Source organism: Neisseria sp. CP9, assembly GCF_047758525.1.
Taxonomy (GTDB): Bacteria; Pseudomonadota; Gammaproteobacteria; order Burkholderiales; family Neisseriaceae; genus Neisseria.
Map to the genome: position 1 here is coordinate 1,464,157 of NZ_CP180502.1, position 24,081 is coordinate 1,488,237.

Annotated in this window: 23 protein-coding genes; 20 read left to right on the forward strand and 3 right to left on the reverse strand. The window is 50.6% G+C overall.

All coding sequences use genetic code 11. The features are described 5' to 3' along the window. The first annotated feature begins 36 nt into the window (after positions 1-36). The 17 genes from ACMYUL_RS07065 (at position 37) to ACMYUL_RS07145 (ending at position 16,720) form a co-directional block, all read left to right on the forward strand. Positions 37-2,442 carry a phage tail tape measure protein gene (locus ACMYUL_RS07065; RefSeq protein ID WP_415772824.1) on the forward strand — a complete coding sequence of 802 codons (2,406 nt, stop codon included), beginning with the start codon at positions 37-39 and terminating at the stop codon, positions 2,440-2,442. Next, the gene (locus tag ACMYUL_RS07070; protein ID WP_107812886.1) at positions 2,442-3,338 is read left to right on the forward strand and encodes a phage tail protein; all 897 of its coding nucleotides are present in this window, start codon (positions 2,442-2,444) and stop codon (positions 3,336-3,338) included. Before ACMYUL_RS07065 ends, ACMYUL_RS07070 begins: the two co-directional genes overlap by 1 nt. Continuing rightward, positions 3,335-3,556: a tail protein X gene (locus ACMYUL_RS07075; protein WP_070870247.1), complete on the forward strand. Its 222-nt coding sequence runs from the start codon at positions 3,335-3,337 to the stop codon at positions 3,554-3,556. Before ACMYUL_RS07070 ends, ACMYUL_RS07075 begins: the two co-directional genes overlap by 4 nt. Next, on the forward strand, positions 3,544-4,641 hold the full coding sequence (locus ACMYUL_RS07080; protein WP_070870343.1) for a phage late control D family protein: 1,098 nt from the start codon (positions 3,544-3,546) through the stop codon (positions 4,639-4,641). The genes ACMYUL_RS07075 and ACMYUL_RS07080 overlap by 13 nt, the downstream gene beginning before the upstream one ends. Continuing rightward, positions 4,628-5,239, forward strand: coding sequence for a phage baseplate assembly protein V (locus ACMYUL_RS07085; protein WP_070870246.1), 612 nt, complete (start codon positions 4,628-4,630; stop codon positions 5,237-5,239). Before ACMYUL_RS07080 ends, ACMYUL_RS07085 begins: the two co-directional genes overlap by 14 nt. A 72-nt stretch (positions 5,240-5,311) precedes the next feature. Beyond that, positions 5,312-5,689 carry a GPW/gp25 family protein gene (locus ACMYUL_RS07090; RefSeq protein WP_070870245.1) on the forward strand — a complete coding sequence of 126 codons (378 nt, stop codon included), beginning with the start codon at positions 5,312-5,314 and terminating at the stop codon, positions 5,687-5,689. Beyond that, positions 5,680-6,813, forward strand: coding sequence for a baseplate J/gp47 family protein (locus ACMYUL_RS07095; RefSeq protein ID WP_415772827.1), 1,134 nt, complete (start codon positions 5,680-5,682; stop codon positions 6,811-6,813). Before ACMYUL_RS07090 ends, ACMYUL_RS07095 begins: the two co-directional genes overlap by 10 nt. A gap of 5 nt (positions 6,814-6,818) precedes the next feature. Continuing rightward, a complete protein-coding gene (locus ACMYUL_RS07100) occupies positions 6,819-7,397 on the forward strand; it encodes a phage tail protein (protein ID WP_293211139.1) in 579 nt (192 codons plus the stop codon). After that, positions 7,398-8,360, forward strand: a complete 963-nt coding sequence (locus ACMYUL_RS07105) for a phage tail protein (RefSeq protein WP_415772830.1) — start codon at positions 7,398-7,400, stop codon at positions 8,358-8,360. It begins immediately after the preceding gene. A 32-nt stretch (positions 8,361-8,392) separates the two neighbouring features. Next, positions 8,393-9,139, forward strand: a complete 747-nt coding sequence (locus tag ACMYUL_RS07110) for a hypothetical protein (RefSeq protein WP_415772832.1) — start codon at positions 8,393-8,395, stop codon at positions 9,137-9,139. Then, a complete protein-coding gene (locus ACMYUL_RS07115; protein ID WP_107812882.1) occupies positions 9,136-9,384 on the forward strand; it encodes a DNA helicase UvrD in 249 nt (82 codons plus the stop codon). Before ACMYUL_RS07110 ends, ACMYUL_RS07115 begins: the two co-directional genes overlap by 4 nt. Continuing rightward, the gene (locus ACMYUL_RS07120) at positions 9,381-9,719 is read left to right on the forward strand and encodes a hypothetical protein (protein WP_107812881.1); all 339 of its coding nucleotides are present in this window, start codon (positions 9,381-9,383) and stop codon (positions 9,717-9,719) included. The genes ACMYUL_RS07115 and ACMYUL_RS07120 overlap by 4 nt, the downstream gene beginning before the upstream one ends. A 2-nt stretch (positions 9,720-9,721) precedes the next feature. Beyond that, complete coding sequence (locus tag ACMYUL_RS07125; RefSeq protein ID WP_415772834.1) at positions 9,722-10,303, forward strand: hypothetical protein; 582 nt, start codon at positions 9,722-9,724, stop codon at positions 10,301-10,303. Between the two features lie 2 nt (positions 10,304-10,305). Then, positions 10,306-13,740, forward strand: a complete 3,435-nt coding sequence (locus ACMYUL_RS07130) for a hypothetical protein (protein ID WP_415772836.1) — start codon at positions 10,306-10,308, stop codon at positions 13,738-13,740. A gap of 203 nt (positions 13,741-13,943) precedes the next feature. Further along, on the forward strand, positions 13,944-14,042 hold the full coding sequence (locus ACMYUL_RS07135) for a zinc finger domain-containing protein (RefSeq protein WP_234403843.1): 99 nt from the start codon (positions 13,944-13,946) through the stop codon (positions 14,040-14,042). A gap of 79 nt (positions 14,043-14,121) precedes the next feature. Beyond that, positions 14,122-14,901, forward strand: coding sequence for a DNA adenine methylase (locus ACMYUL_RS07140; protein WP_415772838.1), 780 nt, complete (start codon positions 14,122-14,124; stop codon positions 14,899-14,901). A gap of 406 nt (positions 14,902-15,307) precedes the next feature. Continuing rightward, positions 15,308-16,720: a PepSY-associated TM helix domain-containing protein gene (locus ACMYUL_RS07145; RefSeq protein WP_107814317.1), complete on the forward strand. Its 1,413-nt coding sequence runs from the start codon at positions 15,308-15,310 to the stop codon at positions 16,718-16,720. 276 nt (positions 16,721-16,996) lie between these two features. Here the strand turns inward: ACMYUL_RS07145 and ACMYUL_RS07150 are convergent, their stop codons facing one another. Together ACMYUL_RS07150 and glyQ are read right to left on the reverse strand one after the other, a co-directional pair. After that, positions 16,997-17,803, reverse strand: a complete 807-nt coding sequence (locus tag ACMYUL_RS07150; RefSeq protein ID WP_107814318.1) for an RsiV family protein — start codon at positions 17,801-17,803, stop codon at positions 16,997-16,999. Between the two features lie 11 nt (positions 17,804-17,814). Beyond that, positions 17,815-18,717, reverse strand: coding sequence for a glycine--tRNA ligase subunit alpha (gene glyQ / locus ACMYUL_RS07155; protein WP_107814319.1), 903 nt, complete (start codon positions 18,715-18,717; stop codon positions 17,815-17,817). Between the two features lie 188 nt (positions 18,718-18,905). Here glyQ and ACMYUL_RS07160 point away from each other — a divergent pair, with 188 nt between their 5' ends. Continuing rightward, the gene (locus tag ACMYUL_RS07160) at positions 18,906-19,700 is read left to right on the forward strand and encodes a 3'-5' exonuclease (protein ID WP_070514352.1); all 795 of its coding nucleotides are present in this window, start codon (positions 18,906-18,908) and stop codon (positions 19,698-19,700) included. A gap of 271 nt (positions 19,701-19,971) precedes the next feature. Here the strand turns inward: ACMYUL_RS07160 and ACMYUL_RS07165 are convergent, their stop codons facing one another. Continuing rightward, complete coding sequence (locus ACMYUL_RS07165) at positions 19,972-20,964, reverse strand: L,D-transpeptidase (RefSeq protein WP_003766634.1); 993 nt, start codon at positions 20,962-20,964, stop codon at positions 19,972-19,974. Between the two features lie 164 nt (positions 20,965-21,128). Between ACMYUL_RS07165 and rlmD the strand changes: the two genes are divergently transcribed. Together rlmD and ACMYUL_RS07175 are read left to right on the forward strand one after the other, a co-directional pair. Beyond that, on the forward strand, positions 21,129-22,460 hold the full coding sequence (rlmD, locus tag ACMYUL_RS07170; RefSeq protein WP_070514351.1) for a 23S rRNA (uracil(1939)-C(5))-methyltransferase RlmD: 1,332 nt from the start codon (positions 21,129-21,131) through the stop codon (positions 22,458-22,460). A 157-nt stretch (positions 22,461-22,617) separates the two neighbouring features. Continuing rightward, positions 22,618-24,072, forward strand: coding sequence for a 23S rRNA methyltransferase (locus ACMYUL_RS07175; RefSeq protein WP_070514350.1), 1,455 nt, complete (start codon positions 22,618-22,620; stop codon positions 24,070-24,072). Positions 24,073-24,081 lie beyond the last annotated feature (9 nt).

Below are 24,081 nucleotides of genomic sequence, written 5' to 3' on the forward strand. Positions count from 1 at the left end.
CTTTTCTTGAACAAATTCTAAATTGCAGGCAGTCATATGGCAAGCGGTTTTTCTTTAGGCATTACCATCGGCGCATCGGTCGGTGGTGCAGTTGCCGGTATCAAATCAGTCAAGTCGTCTTTGGACGTTTTGGATAAAACAGTCAAAGGTCTGGCGGCACGGCAAAGCCTGCTTGGCGAAACGTTGCAAAATCCTCTACGGATGAGCCGCAAACGTGTTGGCGAACTTAGACGAGAATATGACCAGCTTGGTCAGACTATCGCCAAAATTAACCGCAAACGCAGCCTCGTTGCTGATTTGCAGCAGCAGAAACAGGCTCATTACGACCGCCGCCGCGCGATCAAAGACGAATTTTGGGGAGCAGCCGGAGCTGTGGCGGGGGTGGCATTCCCGGTGAAACTGGCCGTCGAATTTGAATCGGCAATGGCAGATGTCAAAAAGGTCGTTGATTTTGATACGCCCAAGCAGTTTAAGGAAATGGAACAGGACATTTTGCGCCTGACACGCACTATCCCTATGGCAGGGACAGAGCTGGCAAAAATCACTGCATCAGGCGGTCAGCTGGGCGTGGCGCGCAAAGACTTGCCTAAATTCACAGAGACCATCGCCAAGATGTCGGTAGCGTTCGATATGGCTGCCGATCAGGCAGGTGACAGCATGGCAAAACTTGCCAATGTCTATCAGATACCAATCGACCAAATCGGCAAACTGGGCGATGCAGTCAATCATTTGTCCAACTCAAGCCCTGCCAAGGCGGGCGATATTATTAATACGCTCGGTCGAGTGGGTGGCGTTGCCAAACAATTTGGATTGACCGAAATTCAGACGACCTCTTTATCCAATGCGTTTATCAGCCTAGGCAAAACGCCTGAAATCGCCGGTACGGCAATTAACGGTATGTTGACCAAATTGATGACTGCGGATAAGCAAGGAGCGAAATTCCAAAAAGCCCTGAAAAATATGGGGATGGAATCAAAAGATTTGAAGAAAGCCATCAAGGAAAACGGCGAGCAGGCGTTGATGGACTTTTTGAAACAGGTCGGAAAACTGCCTAAAGAAAACCAAATGGGCGCACTGGTTGATTTGTTCGGCCTGGAATATGCCGATGATGTCGCGGTATTGGTTAGCGGGTTGGAGACCTATAAGAAATCAATCAATGAACTCAAAAAAACCTCAAAAGACGGTAAACCTGCGTTTATCGGCAGTATGGATAAAGAGTTTGCCGCCAGGTCTGCCACGACAGCAAACAACTGGCAAATCTTTAAAAATAGTTTGACGGAAATCGGTATCACAGCGGGCAGTGTATTGTTGCCCGCGCTCAATCAGCTGATGACGACCATCCGCCCGATTATAAACAGTTTTGCAGATTGGGCATCAAAAAATCCCGAAGTTGTATCCGCACTCGTGCATCTTGCGGCAGGGTTTGCGGCGTTGAAGGTCGGTGGGCTAATGTTCCGTTTTGTAGGGAATGAGTTGTCCGGGTTGATGGTGTCGTTCAGGCTTGCAAAAGCCTTGCTCGGCGTTGACTGGCTTGCCACTGTTATCAGGTTTAAATCAGGCATTGGTGCGCTGGCCCGTATTTTCGGTGTAGTAAAAACGGCGGCAACACTGTTAGGTAGTGGTCTGATGAGTCTGGGTAGGTTTTTATTAATGTCGCCTATTGGCATTGCTTTAGCACTTCTTGGTGTTGCCGCTTATATGCTTTATAAAAACTGGGATGGTGTAGTCGGTGGTGCAAAAGCATTGTGGCAAGATTTAAGTAATTTCATCAGCGGCGTAGTTAATTCCATAGCCTCTTTTTTCGGTGCATGTTGGGAACGCATCAAGGCATTTTTCAATAGCGGCATAGGCAATATCTCAGCGCAGATTATCAACTGGTCGCCGTTAGGGTTGTTTTATCAGTCGTTTGCCTCTGTTATGTCTTGGTTCGGCGTACAGTTGCCGTCCAGCTTTACCCAGTTTGGTGCCAATATCATCCAGGGGCTGTGGAACGGTCTCAAATCAAAAATTGAATCGGTCAAAACTTGGTTTGCACAACAGGCCGCATCTCTCAAGCAAACTTTTGCCGGTGTAATGGGCATTCATTCGCCCAGCCGTGTTTTCCGCCGTTTCGGTGGATGGATGATGGAGGGGCTGCAAATAGGTTTAGACAAAGGCGCGTCACGCCCAATCACTTCGGTGGCCAATACGGCTGGTCGTCTGAAAAGCGGGTTTGCAAACCATATGGGACAAATGGCGGCGCGGATATCATCTGGCCGCGCTGCATTTGCGGATGCACGCAGCTCTCAGTCAACGGGTGGGATGACCATCAATTACAACCCGACCATCAATGCGCCGGGCGGTAATCCTCAGCAGATTGAGGCTGCGCTGCAGATGGGTTTGCGTGAATTTGAAGCAATGTTCCGCCGTATGATGGAAGACAAAGCACGGAGGGCTTATTGATGTATGCGATGTTAGGTGATGTGCGCTTTGAGCTTTTAAACAGTTTTACTTCGCTGGAGATGGAACATGCAGCGAACTTCGCCAAACATGAGGTCTTAAAAGGCCGACCGCGGCTGCAGGCCTTGCAAAACGAACTGACGACGCTGCGTTTTTCTCTCAAGTTGCATTGGCGGCTGGGCAATCCTGATACGGCTTATAAGGGTCTGCTGTCGGCTTTGGAAGCGCAGCAGGCGGTGTCTTTGGTTTACGGCAGCGGTCGTTTTGTCGGATGGTTTGTGCTTGAGCGGTTGACGGAGCGCACGTTGATTCAGGACGCGCAAGGCCGGACGGCGGCGCGGGAATTGGATGTAGAGTTGACCCAGTTTGTCGGCGATCCGAATAATCCGCTCCCGACTCCTGCCGTCAAGTCGGGCGGTCAAAATCCGCTCCTATCCTTATTGCCGGAGAGCGTGCAGGCAAAAGCGGGCAAATTGGTTTCAGCGGTGGAAAAAGGTGTGAAAATTTACCGTGCCGCTGAAGCGGGTATCAGCGATATGCAGAATCTGATACAGGCTGCCAAAAATCTGAAAAACGACCCGTCAGGGGCATTAAACCTGTTAGGGGACGCACTCAATATTGGCGGCAGCACTTTAGGACGGCTCAATGCCTTGCCGGAGGTAACAGCGGTTTTCGGCGACATAAAAGGCGCGGCTGAATTTGCATTGCAGGCCGGGCAAGCGGCCAACAGGCTGGGCGGTGCCGTCGGTGCATTGCGTGCCGGGTATGAGAGCGGCTCCATCGGCGGCTGGCTGACTGCTGTCGGGGAAGGTGTTGCCGAGGCATCTGATGCGATGGCAAACGGCTCTGCCGCTGCCCAGGCTTTGACCGGCTGGTTGGCGGCAAGAAAGGATAAATGATGAGTGCGGTAATACGCTACACCACCCAAGACGGCGACCGCTGGGATTTGATTGCGCACAAGCATTACGGCAATGCGCTGTTGATTGACGGCCTGATTGCGGCCAATCCTCACTTGCCGTTGGCGGAGGAGTTTACGGGCGGCCTAACGGTCTTTGTCCCTGTCCTCGAAACTAAGCCGAAAAACAACCAAGAGGAGCTACCGTGGTGGATGCGTTAGGTGCGTTTTTAAAATCAAAAGGCCTTGACGGCGGAGGCAGCACTCATCCGGTTACCATGCCCGATTTTGTCCTGTCTTACGAAGACAAGGATATAACGGCAGATGTCGCGCCTTATCTGATTTCGTTTAGCTATACCGATTATCTTGAGGGGCAGTCGGACGAATTGCAGGTTGAGTTTGAGGATGCGGACGGACGCTGGCTGCGTCATTGGTATCCCGAACAGGGTGATGCTTTGTCTTTGAGCCTGGGCGACCAATTTACCGGGCTGTTGTCTTTTGGCAAATTTGAGATTGCCGAGATTGAGTACAACCATCCGCCGTCGACGGTCAGCCTGAAGGCCCTATCGACCGGGATTACCAAGTCTAGCCGCACTTTGCGCGGTAAGGCGTATGAAAACACGACTCTGGCCGCCATTGTCCGTCAGGTGGCAGGCCGTTTGAAGCTGGAGGTAACGGGTACGGTCAAAAACATCCCCATCAAACGTGTTACGCAGTACCAAGAGCGCGACATCGAGTTTTTGGCACGTTTGGCGCAGGAGTACGGCCACAGCTTTAAAATCGTCGGCAACAAACTGGTATTTGCCGATAATACCGAACTAAAACAGCGTCCTGCCGTTGCCGTATTGCTGCCCGAGGACATCATCCGTATCCGCCTGCGCGATTTGATTAAGGGGGTTCCGTCTAAAGTAGATGTCAAAGGCTACGACCCTAAATCCAAACAGACCGTGTCGGCGAGCCGCAGCAGCAAATCAAGACGCGGCAAAGCCAAACACGGCAGTACGGGCGATACATTACGTATCGTGCCTAATAAGGGGGAGAGTACCGCCCAATTAAATGCCAGGGCAGATGCCAAATTGGCAGATGCGCAGGACGACCAATGTGCGGGTACCGTTACACTGGTCGGCAATGCGCTGTTGGTGGCAGGTCAAATGGTACGGCTTAAAGGATTTGGCAAGTTCTCAGGTAAATATCTGGTCAAGCAATCAAGACATGATTTCACGCGCCACGGCGGATGGACGACCGAATTGGAGATCAAAATGACGGAGTATGTCGCAGACGAGGAGGAAAACAATGAACACTCATGATTTTACGGCAACGATGCAATTTGGCATTGTATCGGCGATTGATGCGGCGGCGCACAGCTTGCGGGTAAAAATTCCCGTACTCGACGACATGGTAACCGACTGGCTACCTATGGCGACCCCTGCGGCGGGCGGTAACCGGTTTTACAGCCTCCCCGATGTGGGCGAACTGGTTGTCTGCCTGCTGGATGTGCGGGGTGAGACCGGCTGCGTTATCGGCGCGATTTACAATGCCTCAGATAAGCCACCGGTATCCGACCAAAACAAATGGGTCAAACGGTTTACCAATGGCACGGTCATCTCACATGACCGCAGTAGCGGCGAAGTAGTCGTTGAGACGCCGGGTAAAGTCCGAATAAAAGCGGCGAAAAAAGTAGACATCCAATCACCGGAGACAGAAATCACGGGCAATGCGACGGTAAAAGGGCTGTTGACTTATACCGCAGGTTTGACGGCCAGTAATGCCGGCGGAGGTGAGGCGGCGAATATTAAGGGTAAAGTCATCATTGAAGGCGAACTTATCGTCAACGGCATCAATATCGGCAAGCACATCCATGACGGCGATTCAGGCGGACAAACCGGCGAGCCGAAAAATCATTAAACCGCATTAAAAGGCGTTTCAGACGGCCTTCTCTACAATCCCTGTATCTATAAGCGATACAGGGATTTTTTGATGTTTTACGCCGCGCCCATCTCAAAACACTGGCAGCTCGCACCTGAAGGTTCGGGCGTGGTTCAGGGTGCGGACGACATCGACCAATGTATCCGCAATATCCTGTCCACCCGCAAAGGCGCGGACGTTACCCGTCCTGATTTCGGCTCCGACCATTACAAATGGCTGGACACCCCCGAAGATGTGTTTGTCCCCAATATCGTGCGTTCGACCATGTTGGCAATACAGACGTGGGAGAAGCGGGTGGTGGTCGAAGACATTATTTTCGGCGGCGCTGCGCCGCATCTGACGATGACGGTTTACTGGCGCGTCTCAGATGAGGTTGCGGGCGAGATTTATACGACAGACATTATCTTGGAGCAGGCAGTATGGATTTGAGCAAACTTAAGCGGGAAGAGGTTAAGGTGGTTCCAGACGATCTCGCTGAAGTGCTGGCACAAACCATTGCCGACTATGAGAACCGCAGTGGTAAAACTCTGCAACCCGCCCACATCGAGCGGCTGCTCATCAATACCTACGCTTATCGCGAGACTTTGGCGAGAAAAGCATTCAATGAAGCTTATCGCCAACAGCACCCGCGTTTTGCAACGGGGTTGATGCTGGATTTGTGCGGCGATGACGTCAACACCCCGCGGCTTGAGGCCTCTGCCGCCCGATGCACCATCCGTTTTACGTTGGTTGCCGCCAAAGCGGAGCCTGTTTTGATTGTACAAGGCACTCAAGTGGCCGCCGGGGCGACCGTGTTTCGGACGGTTGTATCCGGCACGCTCTCGCCGTCGAGCCGTACTTTGGATTTGGAGGCTATCTGCCTCCAAACCGGCGTGTCCGGTAATGGTTTTGCCGCAGGGCAGGTTAATACGCTTATCAATCCGATTGACGGCGTTACAGCCGTCAACACTACTGTGCCGACGGGCGGCGCGGCGGAAGAATCTGATGAGGCATACCGCCAACGCATCCTGCTTGCCCCCGAAAGCTTTAGCGTTGCAGGCCCTGTCGGGGCTTATGAGTATTTTGCCCGCCGTGTCAGCCCTGCTATTTGCGACGTACATGTGGGCAATTTAACGGGGTCGGACGGCCTCCCGATAGGGGGGCAAGTAAGGGTAACGCTATTAACCAAAAACGGGTTGCCGTCTTCGGAGTTGGTGAGCGAGGTGCAAAGGTTTTTGTCCGGAGAACGCGTCCGTCCGCTTTGCGACACGGTAACCGTAACTGCTCCGACAGCAATCGACTATACGCTGGACGCAGAGCTGGTTTTGTATACCGGGGTTAATGCTGCCGAGGTTTTGGCGGCAGCAAAACAAGCATGGGCGGAGTATGAAGTAACGCGAAGTGAAAAATTGGGCATGGATATTGTGCCTTTAGACATCCAAACAGTTTTAAAAGTCGCTGGCGTTTATAACGTAGTCCTTAAAAAACCGACCCTAACCGTCGTCACGCCCGACCAATGGGCAAGATGTACGTCCGTCAATATCCGGGCATTGTCCGAAACGGCAGAGGGGTAGCAACAATGGCAACACTGAGTTATGCCTCCGTTATCAAGCGCGATCAACGTTATCGGATGCTGGCCGATTTAGGCTTGAGGATGAGCGACATTGACGCGGTCAAGCTGATGCCGCGTTTGACTGAGCTGGTCGCGCCCGAACATTTGGAACTGTTGGCGGAGAGTCGAAGCATATTGGGCGAGGACGGCTATTGGCTTGCCGAGAGCGATGAAACCCGCCGCAAACTCATCAAGGGTGCCTACCAGCTCCACAGGTACAAAGGCACACCCTGGGCAATACGCGAGATTGTGCGCCGTCTCGGGTTCGGCGAGGTCGAGATCGTCGAGGGCTTAAGCAATAAGCTGCACAACGGCGAAATCCACCGTGACGGTAGTTATACACACGGTCATACAGACCGTTGGGCGCATTACCGCATCATTATGACCAATACCATTACCAACGATCAGGCAGCCTTGCTGAGGCGCACATTGCGGGCGTTTGCACCTGCCCGATGTGTTTTGGCGGCATTGGATTACCAACACGTCTCCTTGAGGCACAACGGACAAGCATTAAGGGACGGCACGTTTAATCGAGGGACAGCATAGATGGCAAATTTAAGCGAGATAAGCCGCTGGGAGGCGGGCATTTACCAATGGGAGACCTCCGACCCTGTGCAGGGCGGCCCTAACGGTATCGACAACCGCCCGACACGGGAGCTGGCAAACCGTACACGCTGGCTTTATGACGAGCTGGGCAGGGTAAAAGCCCGCATGGACGACCCCAATTTTTACAAAAGCATCACCGTATCCGACAGCAAGGCATTGTTTGATGCCGGTAATTATCTTCACATCGGCGCTGATGCCACCGGTGGCTACATCCGCAATAAAAAGACAAACAAGGGCATACGGCTTCAGAATGATGGCACGCTCCAGTACGACGGGTCAGACATTATTACCGCCCGCAAAGTAAGCCACAACCCTGATGACTACACGGTTGCAACCGTCCCGTCATCGTTTGCGCTCAATAAGGCGTTTGACAACTCAATCAAGCGCGGAGGCGCAATCGGGCTGGGCGGCACGGCGCATCAGATTGCTATTGGCTGGGATACGCCCGGACTGGTCGCCAAAGTAGACACCCAAACCTTTAACGTCGGCGTCCCGACAGGTGCAATCGCCTATTTTGCCCATACCACCATCCCCTTTGGCTGGCTAAAAGCAAACGGCGCGGCAGTGTCGCGCACCGTCTATGCCAACTTATTCGCCCTCATCGGCACCACTTATGGCGCAGGCGACGGACGAACTACCTTTAATCTCCCGGATTTGCGCGGTGAATTTATCAGGAGTTGGGATGACGGGCGAACTGTCGACAACGGACGTGTCATAGGCTCATGGCAGGCAGATGAATTCCGAAGTCACAGCCACGGCATCGGTGTCAAAAGCATGTCCGACACCGACAGGGGTAGCAATACGTCAACCGTATCGATTGACACTGTCGGCCAAACCGACCCGGCTGGCGGCATTGAAACCCGCCCTAGAAATATCGCCCTGCTGGCATGCATCAAGGCATAAGCCGCCTTAAACCGTTTAGAAAGGTAAAAAAAATGACCCAAAACATCCAATGGACAAAACCCGTCTGTCAACTTGATGACGAAAATCTTTATATCGGACAGGTGGCTGCCGATCTCGACATTATGGCGCGCGACGGCAGCTATATCATCCCGGGCGGCTGCATCAATACCACCCCGCCTGAAATCCCTGCCAATAATGTCGCCCGCTGGACGGGCGATAAGTGGGAGTTCGTCGAAGACCATCGCGGCAAGGTTGCGTATAAGAAAGACGACGGCGAGGAGATGCTCGTACTCAAAGTCGGCGCGCTGCCGGACACCCTAACCCTGCTGCCGCCACCGTCGCCATACTGCGACTGGGATGGCGATAAATGGGTTGAGAACCCAGCCAAAAAAGCGGAGGCGGAGCAACGCTATCTCAATCTTGTCAAGACGATGGATCTTAACGACATCGCCAATGCGGCTCAAGACATCGTTGCCGAAAAGTCAGGTATGGACAAGCTGCCCGCCTTTGAGGTGGGTACTTGGCCGCTGCAGGCGGCTGAGGCTCACGCATGGCAGGCGGATAACAATGTCAAAACGCCGCTACTCGACCAAATTGCCGCGTCGCGCGGCATCGACCCGGTCGAACTCAAGGCTGCCGCCCTGCGCAAAACCCTTGCATATGAGGCATTGTGTGCAACCGTTGCAGGGCAACGGCAGGCGATGGAAAAGCAAATAGAAATGGCCGAAACCGTCGAAGCGGTCCGTGCGGTAAGTCCTAGATTTAAGGTCGTGATATGAAAGCATATTTTAAAAATATCGCCATCGCCGCCGATCAGCTTGCCAACGCCATGATTGCGGGCAGTCCGGACGAAACCGTCAGCAGCCGTGTCTATCGAGGTGCAGTGTTGGCGGCACAGCCGACCCGCGTTGCCCGAATGGCGTATCGCGTAATAAATACACTGTTTTTTTGGCAGGACGACCATTGCCGTGCGGCCTACCTGCGCGAAAAGCAACGCGCGCATTTGCCGGATGGGTTGAAATGACTGCCCGCGTTGATTTTGCAGTGAAGCGCGGCACAACTATGCCGATAACCTTCGTTATTGTGGATCGGAAAGGTTATGTACATCCATCTCTTAAACATTTGGATTCGGCGACATTGGTCATTACACCAACCAGCGGGGATGCAGTCAAAGTTCCATTGACCGTCAAGCCCAATACAATCAATTCAGACGGCGGCGTCGGCACGGTTTTAACAGCCGAGCAGACGGCGGCTTGGACATGGCGTTGGGCGCGATATGAAGTTCAGGTTGAAGTTAAGGGCATCCGCTCTGTGGTTTATGAGGGGAATTTAACCCTTGAGAATAATTTAGGAGCTTAAGAATGGCCGAAATCAAAGGCGGTATTACCGTCACCGGCGACAGTGTCGATACGATGCCCGTCATCTTGGATGGTAGGCAAAGCCTTTATGAAGAGGCAATTGAGAAAGGCACCATCTCAAGGGATACCTCTTATGAGGAATTCTTGGAGCGTTTGGCAGTCAAGCCTTCGGAGCTTAGTCAGGCAGTTAAAGATGCAGTAGAAAAGCAGTTAGACAAAGCAGTCAAGGTTGCTGTTGATGCTAACTTGGAAACTGCGGTCAATACCGCCGTGGATACGGCGGTAGATAAGGCTGTCGCTGCAGCAGTCTCTGCTGCTATTGCCAAAATTGAAGCAAATCGAGCAAGTAACCCAGCACCGACGCAACCGGCAACAGGTGACACTGGTGCCAACACGGCGGCAACGCCCAATCCTGCCCCAACACAACCGGCAACTGGCGGCACGGGTAACAACGCAGCAGCAACGCCCACTCCTGCTCCAACACAACCGGCAACGGCCGGCACGGGTAACAACGCGGCAGCAACGGACAATAGCGGGGTTAGTGATGAGGCACTGGCAGATATTTTGAAGGATTTGGGTAGTTAAAAATGGCTAAAGAATTGAATAATTTGGAAAAGGCGTTATCGGCGATTGCCAAAAATACGAAGATTGCAAAGGATAATGCGGCTGAGGCGAAAGAAATGGCTGCTCCCGCCAAAATCACCACTGCCGTAAACAGCGCGCTATCCGAAGTTGAGACTGCTACCAAAGTGGCGGCGTTGCAAGCCAAGCACGAAACAGGTATGAAGCTGGCAGTCGAGCGCGGCGTGTACTACCTCGAAGACGCGCTGACTGAAGAATTGCGCGAAAAAGTCTTGTCTGGCTTCTTCAAAACCAATAAACAGACTCCTACCGAAGCTGCTGTAATCAGCCGTGCCGTTACCGAATACATCGAACGTATCCCCAATGGTTCATATATTACCGCTCGTCAGGGTTCGGTTTTCAGTGTGGATAAAAACGTGGGGTATAAGCCTGATGTTTTTGGTGCGGACGGTCGAAAAGTCACGGTCGGTGGGATGACCCTGACTATTGACGGCGCGCAGCCGTGTATCTACATCCGCAATAAGTCTAATTGTTTCTTCGATTTCCGCGGTGTCATGTTTATTGCCGAATCCTTTGGCGTCAACGTGTTCGAAATGGACGGCGGCGAAGGTAACGTTATTATGCATGGCGGTGTTATTCGTACCCGTCGCTGGATGGAAAAAGGCTATGTCGGCGGGCGTCAAGGGTTGTTTGCGCCGATTGATGGCTGGACGCCCGAGAATCCGCATATCGGCTATGGATATGCGGATAAGGGGTTGTATGACTTAGGTTTTAATACCACTCGCCTTTTACATGACCTTGCCCGTTACCGTAACAATGCTGCTCAGGTGCAAGATGTCAAAAAACCTGATGATTTAACATGGGCAAAAATCAAAGAATACGAACGTCAACAGTCAAGAAAAGTTGATTTAGGCGTTGGCGGCTATTGGAACGCTGACGGCACGAAAAATGAGTTCCCGCAGGAAGACGGCACTGTTTCTGAGACGTGGGGTAAATGGAGCGGTGGTCAGCGCGGGTCTTCGGCAAATGGCTGGTTGATTTATGATGTTTACCACTTGGTCGTCTGGGATTTTGATGTTCGCGGGATGACCGGTAGTGCAATACAGTTTGGTCTTTATTCTACCCGAGATTGTCGTGACGTTAGCGGCGGTGATATTGATACCGCCATTCGCGAGAAAATGGTTTGCTACGACTGCAAGGTTTACGGCGGCTTCATGTCTGACAACTATATCGGCGGCATTGGCGTTGTCCGTGGTGTCGGCATTACTGTCGAGGGTATGAACTGTCTGCAAGGGCGTGTCGGACATCCGGATGCTTCGGTCGAGCATTCCCGCGACAACAGTCAAGTTACCGTTGACCCAGGCTATTGGTTGTGGACAAGCCGATACCTACCGCAAATTGGTATCCGCTTCATCAACAACCACTTCGGTTTCGCTGCGCGTAAAGTTGCTGATGCACATACTGGTAACAATATCCAAATTATCGGTAATAGCGGCTCATGCCTCTACTACGGTACGGGTGTCGTCATCGAGGAAACCTTCGCGCAAGACACCACTAAGGGCGGTCGCGCAGACAATAGCAGCTTTAAATATCAGGAATCCAATATTGTCATCAAAGACAATGAGTTTATCAGCGGCATGAATGGGATTTTCCTGATTAATGGTGCAACAGGGGTAAAAGCCCGAAAAGATAAGGATTTGTGGTGGCTGCGTGCCAATATCACTGTCCAAAACAATCGCATTTACGCGCCGCGAGGCGTACCGTGTAATTTCGGTCACAACCGATTCACGATTTCGGACAATTCCTGTACTTTTGCCCTGCCTTTTGGTGAGGCGTTTGGCCTCCGCTATTTGAGCAATATTGCCATTAAAAATGGCGGAACCGGATACAGTGCGGATACCAAGATTGTGATTACAGGCGGCGGCGAAGGTGCGCGCGGCGCGGCGGCAACCTGTACGGTCGAAAATGGTGTGATTACGGGTATTCGAATTACCGCCAGCGGTACGAAATATTCCGATGCGAAAAGTCTGAGTATTGAGGCCGTCGATCCAGCCGGAAGCGGTAGCGGTGCAGTATTTGAAGGATTTGTGAATGACTCTACTTATGCTTACTTGATAGGCGCAGAAAGTAGATACGGCACAATTGATGGCAGCTATTTTGCGAACAACACCGCTCGAAATGGCCCTGACGGCAACTATGCCCGTCAGTTTTTAGCGGGCAATCTGACTGGTTGTACCGTTCGGGACAACCGTTTGGATGTGACGCCTTATACCAAGGGGGATAAGCCTGCGAAGCCTTATATCTCGGATTACGCCTATGTTCATCGTAGTGGTATAGCGAGTCAGGGATTCTATCAAACTGGTACGCATACCGATTGTTGTCACGACAACAATAAAACATGGGATCAGCGAACAGGGGTATTTACCGACCATGTTTTCCGTAATACTACGACTGCCAAAGGCACTGCTGAGGCGAATGTCAAACTGACGAAAACTGAAGTTCAGGCGCTTATTGATGCCGCCGTTGCAGCGGCTGTTGCCAAGCTGAATGTCGGTAAGGGCGAAAGTAGTGGTACGGCGACAGATACTAAGCCTGCTAACCCTGCCGAATCTCCTAAAGCAGAGGGTGGTGAACAATCATCGGCAACAACACCCGCCGAATCCCCTAAAACGGAGGGCGGAGAACAAGCGGCAACAACACAGCCTGCACAGCCTCCTAAAACGGAGGAAGGTGGCCAACCAGCTACGCCGCAACCTACTACACCGTCTGAAAGTGCAACTGAAGAGCCTGCCGCAAAATCCGCAACATCCATCACGTTTACTTTTGATGGGCTTGAAGCCACAGCAGCCGAGGCAATTGGTAGTAATAATGTGGCGAAATTGAAATCAGTTAATAATTCCGAAAGAGCAGGTGAGCCTGAAGGTTGGGCGGGGGCATTCGGTGAGGATTCTGGCCATAAAATCATGCGTTCTTTAGTGGCCGGCGAAGGTAAAGGTATTAGATTCATTGAATCGGATGGACTGACCTCTGATGGTTCGACTGATTCAGCAATCATCATTCCGTTTAAACAATCCGCTGGTGGAACGGCTGGTTCAGGATTTACAGCAATCGTTTTGAAAGGACGTAGTGTTGTAAGTAATGGTCTAATTTCTACCAACGAAGAAACTGGCTTCAAATTGCGTTATTTCGAAGGTACAACAATTAACGGTAAACCTATTTCTACAACAACAGTTTATCCATATGATAAATGGCATGTTGCAGTAATTCCTGTATTAGCAGGTACTGATAAAGCCTTCGATAAAATCAGAATAGGCATGAATCATGCAGGCAATGTGGGACGAAACGTCATAGTCGGCGCAGGCATTGAATTTATTCAAGGTGACATCAGTAAGGTGGAGGAGAAAGTCACTGCACTGATGAGTGAGTACGGTATCAGTTAAGAGAAAAGGTCGTCTGAAATTTCAGACGACCTTAGAGAGGAGATTGAAAAAATCAGTGGGACGGCGACGTAGCGGTGCGGGAACACCGCTACGCCAGCCAAGCAGATAGTGCCTGCATTGACTTCTAGGCCGCCTTAGTCTCTAGAGACCGAGGCATTCTATCCGTGATATGGGAGTGAGTGCAAATGCAAATCTACCGCGAAATGCGCTGCAAATACTGCGGCAAACTGCTTGCCAAAGGCAGCGGATACGTGCAAATCAAATGCGCACGTTGTAAAAACATCAATTCATTCAGTAACTAAAAAATCAGCAGAGTGCCGTTGAGCATCACATTTTATCTGACTCCGAGCGTCCCGAATGCCGTAAATTAGGAGTATATATATGATGCAAAAAACACAACAAACTCTACCGATTATCCCTTGGATGGGCGGTAAACGCCGATTGGCAAAACACCTGTTGCCCATGTTCCCCGAGCATTCTTGTTATGTTGAGCTGTTTTCCGGCGGCGCGGCGTTGTTCTTTATGCGCCCAACGCCTGCTAAAGTAGAGGTACTTAACGACATCAACGGACAGCTCATCAATCTCTACCGTGTGGTACAGCACCACTTTGACGAGTTCGTCCGCCAGTTTGAGTGGACACTGACAAGCCGAGAGGTATTTGCTCGCCTGCAAAGCACACCGCCTGACTGTATGACCGATATTCAACGTGCCGCTCGGTTCTTCTACCTTCAACACAACGCCTTCGGCGGCAAGACCATCCATCAACATTTTGGTACGGCAACCACATCAAAAGCGTGGGATGCGTCGCAGATTAGAGCAAAACTGACAGCAGCCCAAGCCCGGCTGAGAGGTGTGTTCGTCGAAAACGAGACGTGGAATCGATGCTTCAAGCGGTATGACCGAGAGCATACCTTCTTCTACGCAGACCCGCCGTACTGGCAAACCGCAGGTTACGACCACACCTTCGATTGGTCGCAGTATGAGCTGCTGACTAAAGCGATGGCGGAGAGCAAAGGCAAATTTATGCTATCTATAAACGACCATCCTGATATAAGGGAGTTGTTCAAAGACTTCCGTATCACACAGCTTGAGCTTGCCTATACGGTTGGCAGAGACAAAACCGGTAAAACAAGCGGCGAGCTGGTCATATGTAATTGGTAAAATAAAAAGCGACGGTGACGTCGCTTTTTAAAAAGTGAAAAAGAGTTACAAATAGTGAAACAAAAAACAAAATAAATTTTCTCAAAAAATGGTTTATTTTTTCGCGGGCGGCTTCACTTTATTGTCTTTCCCAAGGTATCGTCTTTTGTTACGGCTTTATTTGCAAAAATTGTTAATATCCGAAAATTTGATTATACTCATAAAGTATTAGTGCTTTTGGTTTATAATCTATTGTTGTAGATTCACTTTTTAGTCTGAATCTGCCAATGCCCGATTGAAGACCGTTATGTAAAAAATGGCAGCGATGCGTATTTCGATTGCTGTTTTTCTCGGTGGATTTAAATAAACAGGCAAGGCAGGAGCTTGGCGTTTTATTTCAATCCGCTCAAAACAACAGAGAGAATTTATGGACACAACCAAACCTACTCCTCGTTCCGAACAACAAGCGAACCGCCGCTATCTGACCGTGTGGCGGTGGCATTTTTATTTCGGACTTCTGGTCGCCCCCTTTCTGACACTGCTTGCCATCACAGGGTTGGGAATGCTGCTATTCGCCAACATTACCGGCAAAGAGGGTGAGCGTATACACGTTACCCCGCAGGCGCAGGTGCAGCCTTTGTCGGCGCAGGCGGAAGCGGCGCGGCAGTCTGTGAACCCTGAAACCGCTTCGGTGGTGCAATATATCGCGCCGCGCGCCGACGATATGGTTGCCGTGTTCCGCGTGAACAACGACGACAAAGCGACCATGGTCGCCGTCGATCCTTACACGGCGAAAGTCGTCAGTTCCATGCCGCGCAATGAGGGCTGGTATCACACGATGGACGGAATCCACGGCGATATGATGCTCGGCACGGTGGGCGATTATCTGATAGAAACCGCCGCGTCGCTGACCATCCTGATGATGATTACGGGGATTTATTTGTGGTGGGCGAAACAGCGCAGCCTGAAATCCATGCTTGTGCCGCAAACGGGCAAAGGACGCTCGTGGTGGCGTAGCATGCACGGCGCATTCGGCACTTGGGTTTCTTTGATTTTATTGTTGTTCTGCCTGTCGGGTGTTGCTTGGGCGGGCATTTGGGGCGGTAAGTTCGTTCAGTCGTGGAGCCAATTCCCCGCCGGCAAATGGGGGGTCGAACCGAACCCCGTATCCGTCGTGCCGACCCACGGCGATGTGTTGAACGACGGCAAAACCAAAGAAGTACCGTGGATTCTGGAACTCACGCCCATGCCTGTTTCCGGTACGACGAAGGGCGAAAACGGCATCAATCTGAGCGAACCGATGACTTTGGAAACGGTTGACCGCTTCGCCCGCGAAATCGGTTTCAAAGGCCGCTACCAGCTCAACCTGCCCAAAGGAGAAACGGGCGTGTGGACGCTGTCGCAGGATTCGATGAGCTACGACATGATCAGCCCGACCGCCGACCGCACGGTGCACATCGACCAATACAGCGGCAAAATCCTGGCCGACATCCGTTTCGACGATTACAACTTCTTCGGCAAATTCATGGCGGCCAGCATCGCGCTGCACATGGGGACGCTGGGCTGGTGGAGCGTGTTGGCGAACGTTTTGTTCTGCTTGGCGGTCATCTTCATCTGCGTCAGCGGCTGCGTGATGTGGTGGAAACGCCGCCCTGCCAAAGCGGGCGGACTGGTTCCTCCGGCGCAGAAAATCGAGCTGCCGGTATGGTGGGCAATGGCTGTGCCGCTGTTGATTGTGGCGGTATTGTTCCCGACCGCCATCGCCGCCATCGCTGTGATTTGGATTTTAGATACGGCTTTGCTGTCGCGGATTCCGGCGCTGTCGCGGTGGTTCAAATAAACTATAGTGGATTAACTTTAAATCAGGACAAGGCGACGAAGCCGCAGACAGTACAGATAGTACGGCAAGGCGAGGCAACGCCGTACTGGTTTAAAGTTAATCCACTATAAACGCTTATGGCGCGTGGCAAACGATAAACCGTCAGGCTTGATTTGCCAAAGCTAAAAGGTCGTCTGAAAACCAAATTAGGTTTTCAGACGACCTTTTTTGACGATTAACTGCAAATACTTGAATCGGTCAGAAGCTGAGGGGAGATAATCTACACCGGTTCCTTAATTATTTTTTGGGTTGTATGAAATGCTCCGCTTCCTTCAAGATTTCAGGTTTCACGATTCCCTGCAAATCCTTAGTGGGGATAGTAAACTCAGGTCTGCCTAAAACATATGCACCGATTTCGTAACTTTGATACAGGAAAGTCAAACCGTTTTTATCGAAACGCCAGTTTTCCGTAGCGGAAAATTTGTCACTATTGTATCCACTAATGTAATTACGTGCTTCTTCTTCGGTGTCACCACTATTTTCCTTCAGGTATTTGACATAGGCTTCTTCAAGCAGGTGTGTCAGTTTTCCTTCTTGATTGGGTAATAAGATGTCGTTCAATTGAAGAGGCTTTGGATTAGCAATGCCGCGCTTCAATACTGTCAGCGTGTGCACGCCGTATCCGTGCGGGCCACAATTGTATTCCCAGTCTTCTTTTCCGAAAACGGCATAATTGGGCGTATAGCCTTCCAGTTCCAACGTATCTATATAGTCCAAAGCACAAGGATACTCACCGGCTTTGTGGAGTTTTTGGTTTTCCTTATTGGTCTCCTTTACGTCTTTGTCGCGTATTAAGGTCGTCTGAACCGATTTCTGCGTAGGCAGTTTGCCCCCCATTTGTTTTCTGACCCAGTTATCCAAATGCTTGTCGCCCGTAATCGGATAGCCGACGGTAAGTTGATGGCAAAGGGGTTTGCCATCTCTGTCTTTACCGTCACAGGATTTGGCTTCCAAGGTTTTGGATTGAAACGATAAAGGGGCAGCCTGAACATTTGCAGAGAAAACGAGGGACAGTGCTGCGGCAGCAAGCGTTTTGCGGAACATATCAACACCTATTAGGATTTGGATTTAATCAGCGGGAAGCCCAATGCTTCTCGGCTTTCGACGTATTTTTGCGCCACGATACGGCTGAGGGCGCGGATGCGGCCGATGTAGGTGGCGCGTTCGGTCACGGAAATGGCGCCGCATGCGTCTAAGAGGTTGAAGGTGTGTCCGGCTTTGAGGACCAGCTCGTAGGCGGGCAGGGCAAGGCTGGCGTTTTCTTCGGCGAGCAGGCGTTTGGCTTGCGCTTCGTAGTCGTTGAACTGGCGCAGCAGCCAGTCGGCATCACTGTATTCGAAGTTGTAGGTGGATTGTTCGACTTCGTTTTGGTGGTACACGTCGCCGTAGGTGACGGTGTTGCCGTCCAGCGTTTTTGCCCAAACGAGGTCATAGACGTTTTCTACGCCTTGCAGGTACATCGCCAAGCGTTCGATGCCGTAGGTGATTTCGCCGAGTACGGGGGTGCAGTCAATGCCGCCAACTTGTTGGAAGTAGGTGAACTGAGTTACTTCCATGCCGTTGAGCCAGACTTCCCAGCCCAAGCCCCATGCGCCGAGGGTGGGGTTTTCCCAGTCGTCTTCGACGAAGCGGATGTCGTGGACTTTGGGGTCGATGCCCAATTCGCGCAGGGAATCGAGATAGAGGTCTTGGATATTGGCGGGCGCGGGTTTGAGGGCGACTTGGAATTGGTAATAGTGTTGCAGGCGGTTGGGGTTGTCGCCATAGCGGCCGTCTTTGGGGCGGCGGCTGGGTTGGACGTAGGCGGCAAACCAAGGCTCGGGGCCGAGCGCGCGCAGGCAGGTGGCAGGGTGGGAAGTACCGGCGCCGACTTCCATGTCGAAAGGTTGGATGACGGTGCAGCCTTTGTCTGCCCAGAATGTTTGCAGTTTGAAGATGATTTGTTGGAAGGTGAGCATGGCTTATGTTTCGGATTGGGATAAAAGGGGGATTTTACTGTTTTGACAGTGTTTTGGGTAGGTGTACAGGCAGATGGAATGGCGGGTCGGCGGTGTGATTTGACTGTCAATAAATGCGGAAACATGCCACAATGCCGTTATCCTGTTGTCTGTTTTAATCTGTTTTGATTGAATTTGAGGAGTCGCCCATGACCCCGATTTTGGCTTTCGATATTGAAACCGTGCCTGATGTGAACGGCATCCGCCTGTTGTACGATCTGCCTGCTTCTTTGCCGGACGACGAGGTGGTCTTGTTCGCCCAGCAGAAACGCCGTGCCCAAAACGGCTCTGACTTTATGCAGCACCACCTGCACCAAGTGGTCGCCATTTCCTGCTGTATGCGCTGGGGGCAGGACAAAATACACGTCGGCACCATAGGCGAAATGCACGACAGCGAAGAGGAAATGATCGCCAAGTTTTTCGACCTTATCGAAAGCCATACGCCGCAATTGGTGAGCTGGAACGGCGGCGGCTTCGACCTGCCCGTCCTGCATTACCGCGCGCTGATACACGGTATTGCGGCGGCGCGTTATTGGGATATGGGCGAGGGCGATTTTGGCGACAGCCGCGATTTCAAGTGGAACAACTACATCAGCCGCTATCACAACCGCCATTGCGACCTGATGGACTTGCTCGCTCTGTACCAGCCGCGTGCCAATGTGCCGCTGGACGATATGGCGAAACTTTGCGGTTTCCCCGGCAAATTGGGCATGGACGGCAGCAAAGTTTGGGAGGCGTTCCACGTAGGTCGTCTGAAAGACATCCGCGATTATTGCGAAACCGATGCGGCAAACACTTATTTGATGTTCCTGCGCTTTCGCCTGATGAGCGGCGCTTTGGATGCGGACGAGTATGAAGTGGAAGTCAAACGGCTGAAGCATTACCTGACCGGACAGGCCCAGGACAAGCAGCATTGGAACGAGTTTGTCGCCGCGTGGCGTTAACAACGCGGTGATTTTCTAAAGCCCTGACGATGGGCGGAAAGCCGCTAATTTACAAGAGTGTTGTATCGGGCTGGATTGTTTTCCTGATACTGACAAGCAGTTGGCATTTGGTTTGGTAAAGCGGTTATTGGGAAAAAAGGGAGCGCGGGCGGTTTGATTGTAAGGATGTGAACGATATTGGATGAAAAAGGTCGTCTGAAATTTGTCGGCTCCTATATTGTTAGGGAACTGAATTTCAGACGACCTTTGCATTCGGAAAATTCCTTTGCTTTTAGAACAACACTCCTGTCGGTTCGCTGCCTTCCGGGATGTCATATTTCGGATAGCTCGGCGTGCTGGCGGGGGCGTTGTACAGTTTTGCCGGATTTGCTTCAGGACGAACGCTTTGGTTTGGTGCGGAAGCGGGTGTATCGTCAGCTTCGACTTCGATTTCAGTACCTTTAGGCAGAACCACATCTTTGACCGGAGCAGGCTTAGGCGCAATTTTAGGTTTGCTGAAAGCGCTGGAGCCGCTCGTCCAGGCGAGTGATTTCAACGGGGTTTTGAGTTTGACGCCTTTGGCACAGGTCAGACAGTTGGCGGCACCGGTGCGGTTTTTTAAAATAGCGTCTACTTTAGCCGGATTAATGGTTTTACCGTGTGCTTTTGCCCAAGCGGCAATACTTTTCTTCAAGACGGCAGTATCCAGATTTTTTTTGCCGTATGGGTCGTGGTATGCGGCCAGCCAAAGGTTTTGGTTGGCATCTTCGTTGAGGCTGGCCATTTGGTAGATGACGGAGGCGGGAGCGCCGGAGGCGATTGTTTTGGCAAATTCCAGTGCATCCGGAGACTTCATACGGACGCAGCCGTGACTGCGGACGCCCGGTACGCTGGCAGGGGCATTAGTGCCGTGAATGCCTAAACCGAGTTTGGGATCGCCGAGACGGACAAAAACGGGACCGAGCGGATTGTTAGGGCCTGCTGGTACACTTTTGACGCCGTCGCCACGTTCTTTTTGGATGGATTTAGGGATGTGCCAAGTCGGATTGAAGGCTTTTGCACCGATTTTGTGTTCGCCCAATGTGGTTTGGGTCATGGCCTTGCCGACGGCGACAGGATAGATTTTGGTCAGTTTGCCGTCTGTATATAAGAATAAGCGTTGTTGCGGAATATTGATGACGACGTGCTGACCTTCAGAAACGGGAGAGACGTCCGGGATGGGTGTGTTGGCTGAGGCGGCGGTAACGAAGAAGGCAGCGGTCAGACCGAAAATGGTTTTTTTCATGTGTCGTAATACTTGTAATAAATGAAAAGAAGATTTTGGGAAATCATACCTGAATCTGTATTTTTTTGTGCGAAAATATGCCCTTTCGGTTGCTTGTCGATTTGAGCGGCAGGTATGGATTGGGGTCGTCTGAAAAGATAAACCGGGTGTCGAGTGGATAAGTGATGGCTGATACGAAATGTTTTGACGGCGTGGCTGATGTTTTTTCTTTGGATTATGAGGGGCGCGGCGTTGCCAAAGTACATGGCAAAACAGTCTTTATTAAAGGTGCGCTGCCTACTGAGAAAGTGTCGTTTCGGGTGCTGAGGGAGAAGAAACAGTTCAGCGAAGCAGAGACAGTAGAAGTATTAAAAGAGTCGGTTGAACGAGTCCGCCCTGCGTGTGGTTATTATGAGACATGTGGCGGCTGCTCGTTGCAACATGTGTCTCCAACCGCTCAAGTTGCATTGAAGCAACGTATTTTAGAAGAGCAGCTTGAACGTATCGGCAGGGTCAGGCCGGAGCAGATTTTGCCACCTATTTATGGTTCGGCTTGGCATTATCGGGATAGGGCGCGACTGAGTGTTTCAGTTGATAAGAATGGTCGTCTGAAAATGGGTTTTCAGGCGAAAAAAACCAATGAAGTAGTCGATATTGAGGTATGTCATGTGTTGCCGCAGCATATTTCAGATGTCCTGCCTGTGGTGAAATTATTGTTGCAAACGCTGTCTGATGGCGGGGCGGCAGTCCAATTTGTAGAATTTTTTAATAGCCGTGAATTGGTTGTTTTGAACATTTGTTTCATAAAAAAACCGTCTAGCCACTCTTTGAAGCAAATTGAGGAATGGTTTGATAGGATATTGGGTGGGGCAAAACGGGCTTGGCAGATTTGGGTTCAATATGGGCGTGAGCCATCATCTGCGCTATATCCTAAAGATTTGCCTGAATTGAAGTACAGTTTGCCTGAATTTTCTGTGGAAATGCCTTATCAGCCAGGTGATTTTACGCAGATTAATGCAGAATTGAATGCTGTAATGATCAGCAGGGCTTTGCGCCTGTTGGATATACAGCCCAATGACAGGGTGGCGGATTTGTTTTGTGGTCTCGGCAATTTCAGCCTGCCTATGGCAAAGAGTGGTGCATCAGTAATAGGTATTGAAGGTCTGGATTCGCTTGTTTTACGTGCAAAACAAAACGCTCTTCGAAACAGTTGTGTAAAATATGTGTCGTTTAAGACGGCAGACTTGTTCGATACGGATGAAAAAACAGTAGCCTCATGGGGTGTGTTCGACAAAATATTACTCGATCCGCCAAGGAGTGGCGCTTATGCTGTTGTCAAATCGCTACACGCTCCATATCTGCCGAAAAGAATCGTATATGTTTCATGTAACCCTTCAACTTTTGCGCGCGACGCGGAAGTCTTGGTAAATAAGGGATACAACTTCAAATCCGCAGGCGTAATGAATATGTTTGCACAGACTTCACACGTCGAATCCATCGGCGTGTTTGAGTTGTAAATCCGATAGTGGGAGTGTCTGACAAATGGTTTTTAATGTAATTATTGGTTGAATCATGTTATCATAATTCAATTGGGGAATAGATGATTCGGCTGTTTCCATAAATGCCGAACATCGAATATATGTAGTTTTATTTGCTGCACCACAGTATCGGGAGGTGTTCTTGAATTATCTTTTAATCATATTGCTAGTGCTTTTGTTTATGGTGTTACTGTTTATTTTTTATAAACAGAACGGCACAGCTAAAACTAAAAAGACGACAAAAGCAGCTAAAGCATCATCCAAAAAAAACCATCACCCAAATCAAGAAAGTATTGAAGGGGGAAGTCCGGATTGGGTTGATCAAATCAATCAATCCGTTTCCGATCCGGATCAACAAGATTGGGAATGGGGAGGCAGTAGTTCTGCCGGTTCAACTACGTCGGTATCTGCGCAAGAAGTCGATCCGCTGACGGAATATCAAGTATATAAGCAATTCGGTTATGAGAGTAAAGCTGCCGAATCCTTGGCAGGTTATTTGAATGGCCTGAGCGACGGTGCGCCTGAAAAATTAGTGCATGAGCTTGTCGGGCTGAGTCTGCGGGTTGGCAATATCGATATGTTGACAGATGCCTTGGAGCGTCATGGCTCTGTCTTGTCTGAAGAAAGTTTGGCTGAGTACGTTAAAGCAGGCTTGATGTCCGATCAAACACATTTGCCATTACGTGTATTGGCAGAAGGACGTTTGGGCTGGAGTATGCAGGAGATCGAGCGTCAAATCGGAGAACAACCTGATTTGGAAGAGACATCCGCATCCGCGCCTGCTACAGCTAATGATAATACTGGTGCCCATCATGCTCCTGGCGTTTCTAAACGTTCTTCTATCGTATTAGGCAAGAAAGAGTTTACGGATATTACGCCAGAAGAGATGGGTGCTGTTATCGGGTTCGTTAAACCTGAACAAAGTGCCAAAATCTTGAAAGACAAAGTAGGTTATGAAACTGCTGTTCAACAATATAACCGTGCCATTCAAAGTTCTTCCAAGCCTGCAAGCCTTATCATTGATGCATTAAAACTTGACTATCAACATGAAGAAATTAGTCAGTTTGCTAAACACTTGTGGAAGCTGTACCACTCATTGGGTCAGTATGGCCGCCAAGTGAAAGAACGCATGCTAGGTTGGGGGTATAGCCTTGGTTATCATGAAGTATTTGATGATTTGGAGAAAGGACCTAACGAAAATAAAATCAGAGAAATTGGTTTGGAAAGGGGTTATATCCAACCTACTTCTCTACAAATGAAAGCTAAATATCGCGAACTGGTACAAAAGGATTCTTCTATTATTAGTGTCAATGCCTCTCCTGCGGATGAAGCATTGAAAGAAGTGGAATCTTTGCTGATGTACGGTCAGTTGGATTTGGCCATAGGTACTTTGGAACAAGCTGTTTTACAGTACCCGCAAGAATCTCAATTGTATGTGATGCTGTTCGATCTTTACGAAAGAGTAGAGGATTGGGCGCGTCTGGAACAATTCTTGCGCTTATTGCGTGAACGCGTTGTCAGCCTTCCAGAAGAAGTGGTATTGGCAATGAGCCGTTTGCTGCAACATGTAAATCAACATTCAAAAAAATAAAATAATTAG

Excerpts from the sequence above, each read along its gene's own strand:
- ACMYUL_RS07135 (WP_234403843.1), top strand. The coding sequence starts at position 13,944 with ATGCGCTGCAAATACTGCGGCAAACTGCTTGCCAAAGGCAGCGGATAC.
- rlmD (WP_070514351.1), top strand. The coding sequence starts at position 21,129 with ATGGCTGATACGAAATGTTTTGACGGCGTGGCTGATGTTTTTTCTTTG.
- ACMYUL_RS07150 (WP_107814318.1), bottom strand. The coding sequence starts at position 17,803 with ATGTTCCGCAAAACGCTTGCTGCCGCAGCACTGTCCCTCGTTTTCTCT.
- ACMYUL_RS07070 (WP_107812886.1), top strand. The coding sequence starts at position 2,442 with ATGTATGCGATGTTAGGTGATGTGCGCTTTGAGCTTTTAAACAGTTTT.
- ACMYUL_RS07125 (WP_415772834.1), top strand. The coding sequence starts at position 9,722 with ATGGCCGAAATCAAAGGCGGTATTACCGTCACCGGCGACAGTGTCGAT.
- ACMYUL_RS07090 (WP_070870245.1), top strand. The coding sequence starts at position 5,312 with ATGTTTTACGCCGCGCCCATCTCAAAACACTGGCAGCTCGCACCTGAA.
- ACMYUL_RS07105 (WP_415772830.1), top strand. The coding sequence starts at position 7,398 with ATGGCAAATTTAAGCGAGATAAGCCGCTGGGAGGCGGGCATTTACCAA.
- ACMYUL_RS07110 (WP_415772832.1), top strand. The coding sequence starts at position 8,393 with ATGACCCAAAACATCCAATGGACAAAACCCGTCTGTCAACTTGATGAC.
- ACMYUL_RS07100 (WP_293211139.1), top strand. The coding sequence starts at position 6,819 with ATGGCAACACTGAGTTATGCCTCCGTTATCAAGCGCGATCAACGTTAT.
- ACMYUL_RS07140 (WP_415772838.1), top strand. The coding sequence starts at position 14,122 with ATGATGCAAAAAACACAACAAACTCTACCGATTATCCCTTGGATGGGC.
- ACMYUL_RS07165 (WP_003766634.1), bottom strand. The coding sequence starts at position 20,964 with ATGAAAAAAACCATTTTCGGTCTGACCGCTGCCTTCTTCGTTACCGCC.
- ACMYUL_RS07115 (WP_107812882.1), top strand. The coding sequence starts at position 9,136 with ATGAAAGCATATTTTAAAAATATCGCCATCGCCGCCGATCAGCTTGCC.
- ACMYUL_RS07075 (WP_070870247.1), top strand. The coding sequence starts at position 3,335 with ATGATGAGTGCGGTAATACGCTACACCACCCAAGACGGCGACCGCTGG.
- ACMYUL_RS07160 (WP_070514352.1), top strand. The coding sequence starts at position 18,906 with ATGACCCCGATTTTGGCTTTCGATATTGAAACCGTGCCTGATGTGAAC.
- ACMYUL_RS07065 (WP_415772824.1), top strand. The coding sequence starts at position 37 with ATGGCAAGCGGTTTTTCTTTAGGCATTACCATCGGCGCATCGGTCGGT.
- glyQ (WP_107814319.1), bottom strand. The coding sequence starts at position 18,717 with ATGCTCACCTTCCAACAAATCATCTTCAAACTGCAAACATTCTGGGCA.
- ACMYUL_RS07120 (WP_107812881.1), top strand. The coding sequence starts at position 9,381 with ATGACTGCCCGCGTTGATTTTGCAGTGAAGCGCGGCACAACTATGCCG.
- ACMYUL_RS07145 (WP_107814317.1), top strand. The coding sequence starts at position 15,308 with ATGGACACAACCAAACCTACTCCTCGTTCCGAACAACAAGCGAACCGC.
- ACMYUL_RS07095 (WP_415772827.1), top strand. The coding sequence starts at position 5,680 with ATGGATTTGAGCAAACTTAAGCGGGAAGAGGTTAAGGTGGTTCCAGAC.
- ACMYUL_RS07130 (WP_415772836.1), top strand. The coding sequence starts at position 10,306 with ATGGCTAAAGAATTGAATAATTTGGAAAAGGCGTTATCGGCGATTGCC.
- ACMYUL_RS07085 (WP_070870246.1), top strand. The coding sequence starts at position 4,628 with ATGAACACTCATGATTTTACGGCAACGATGCAATTTGGCATTGTATCG.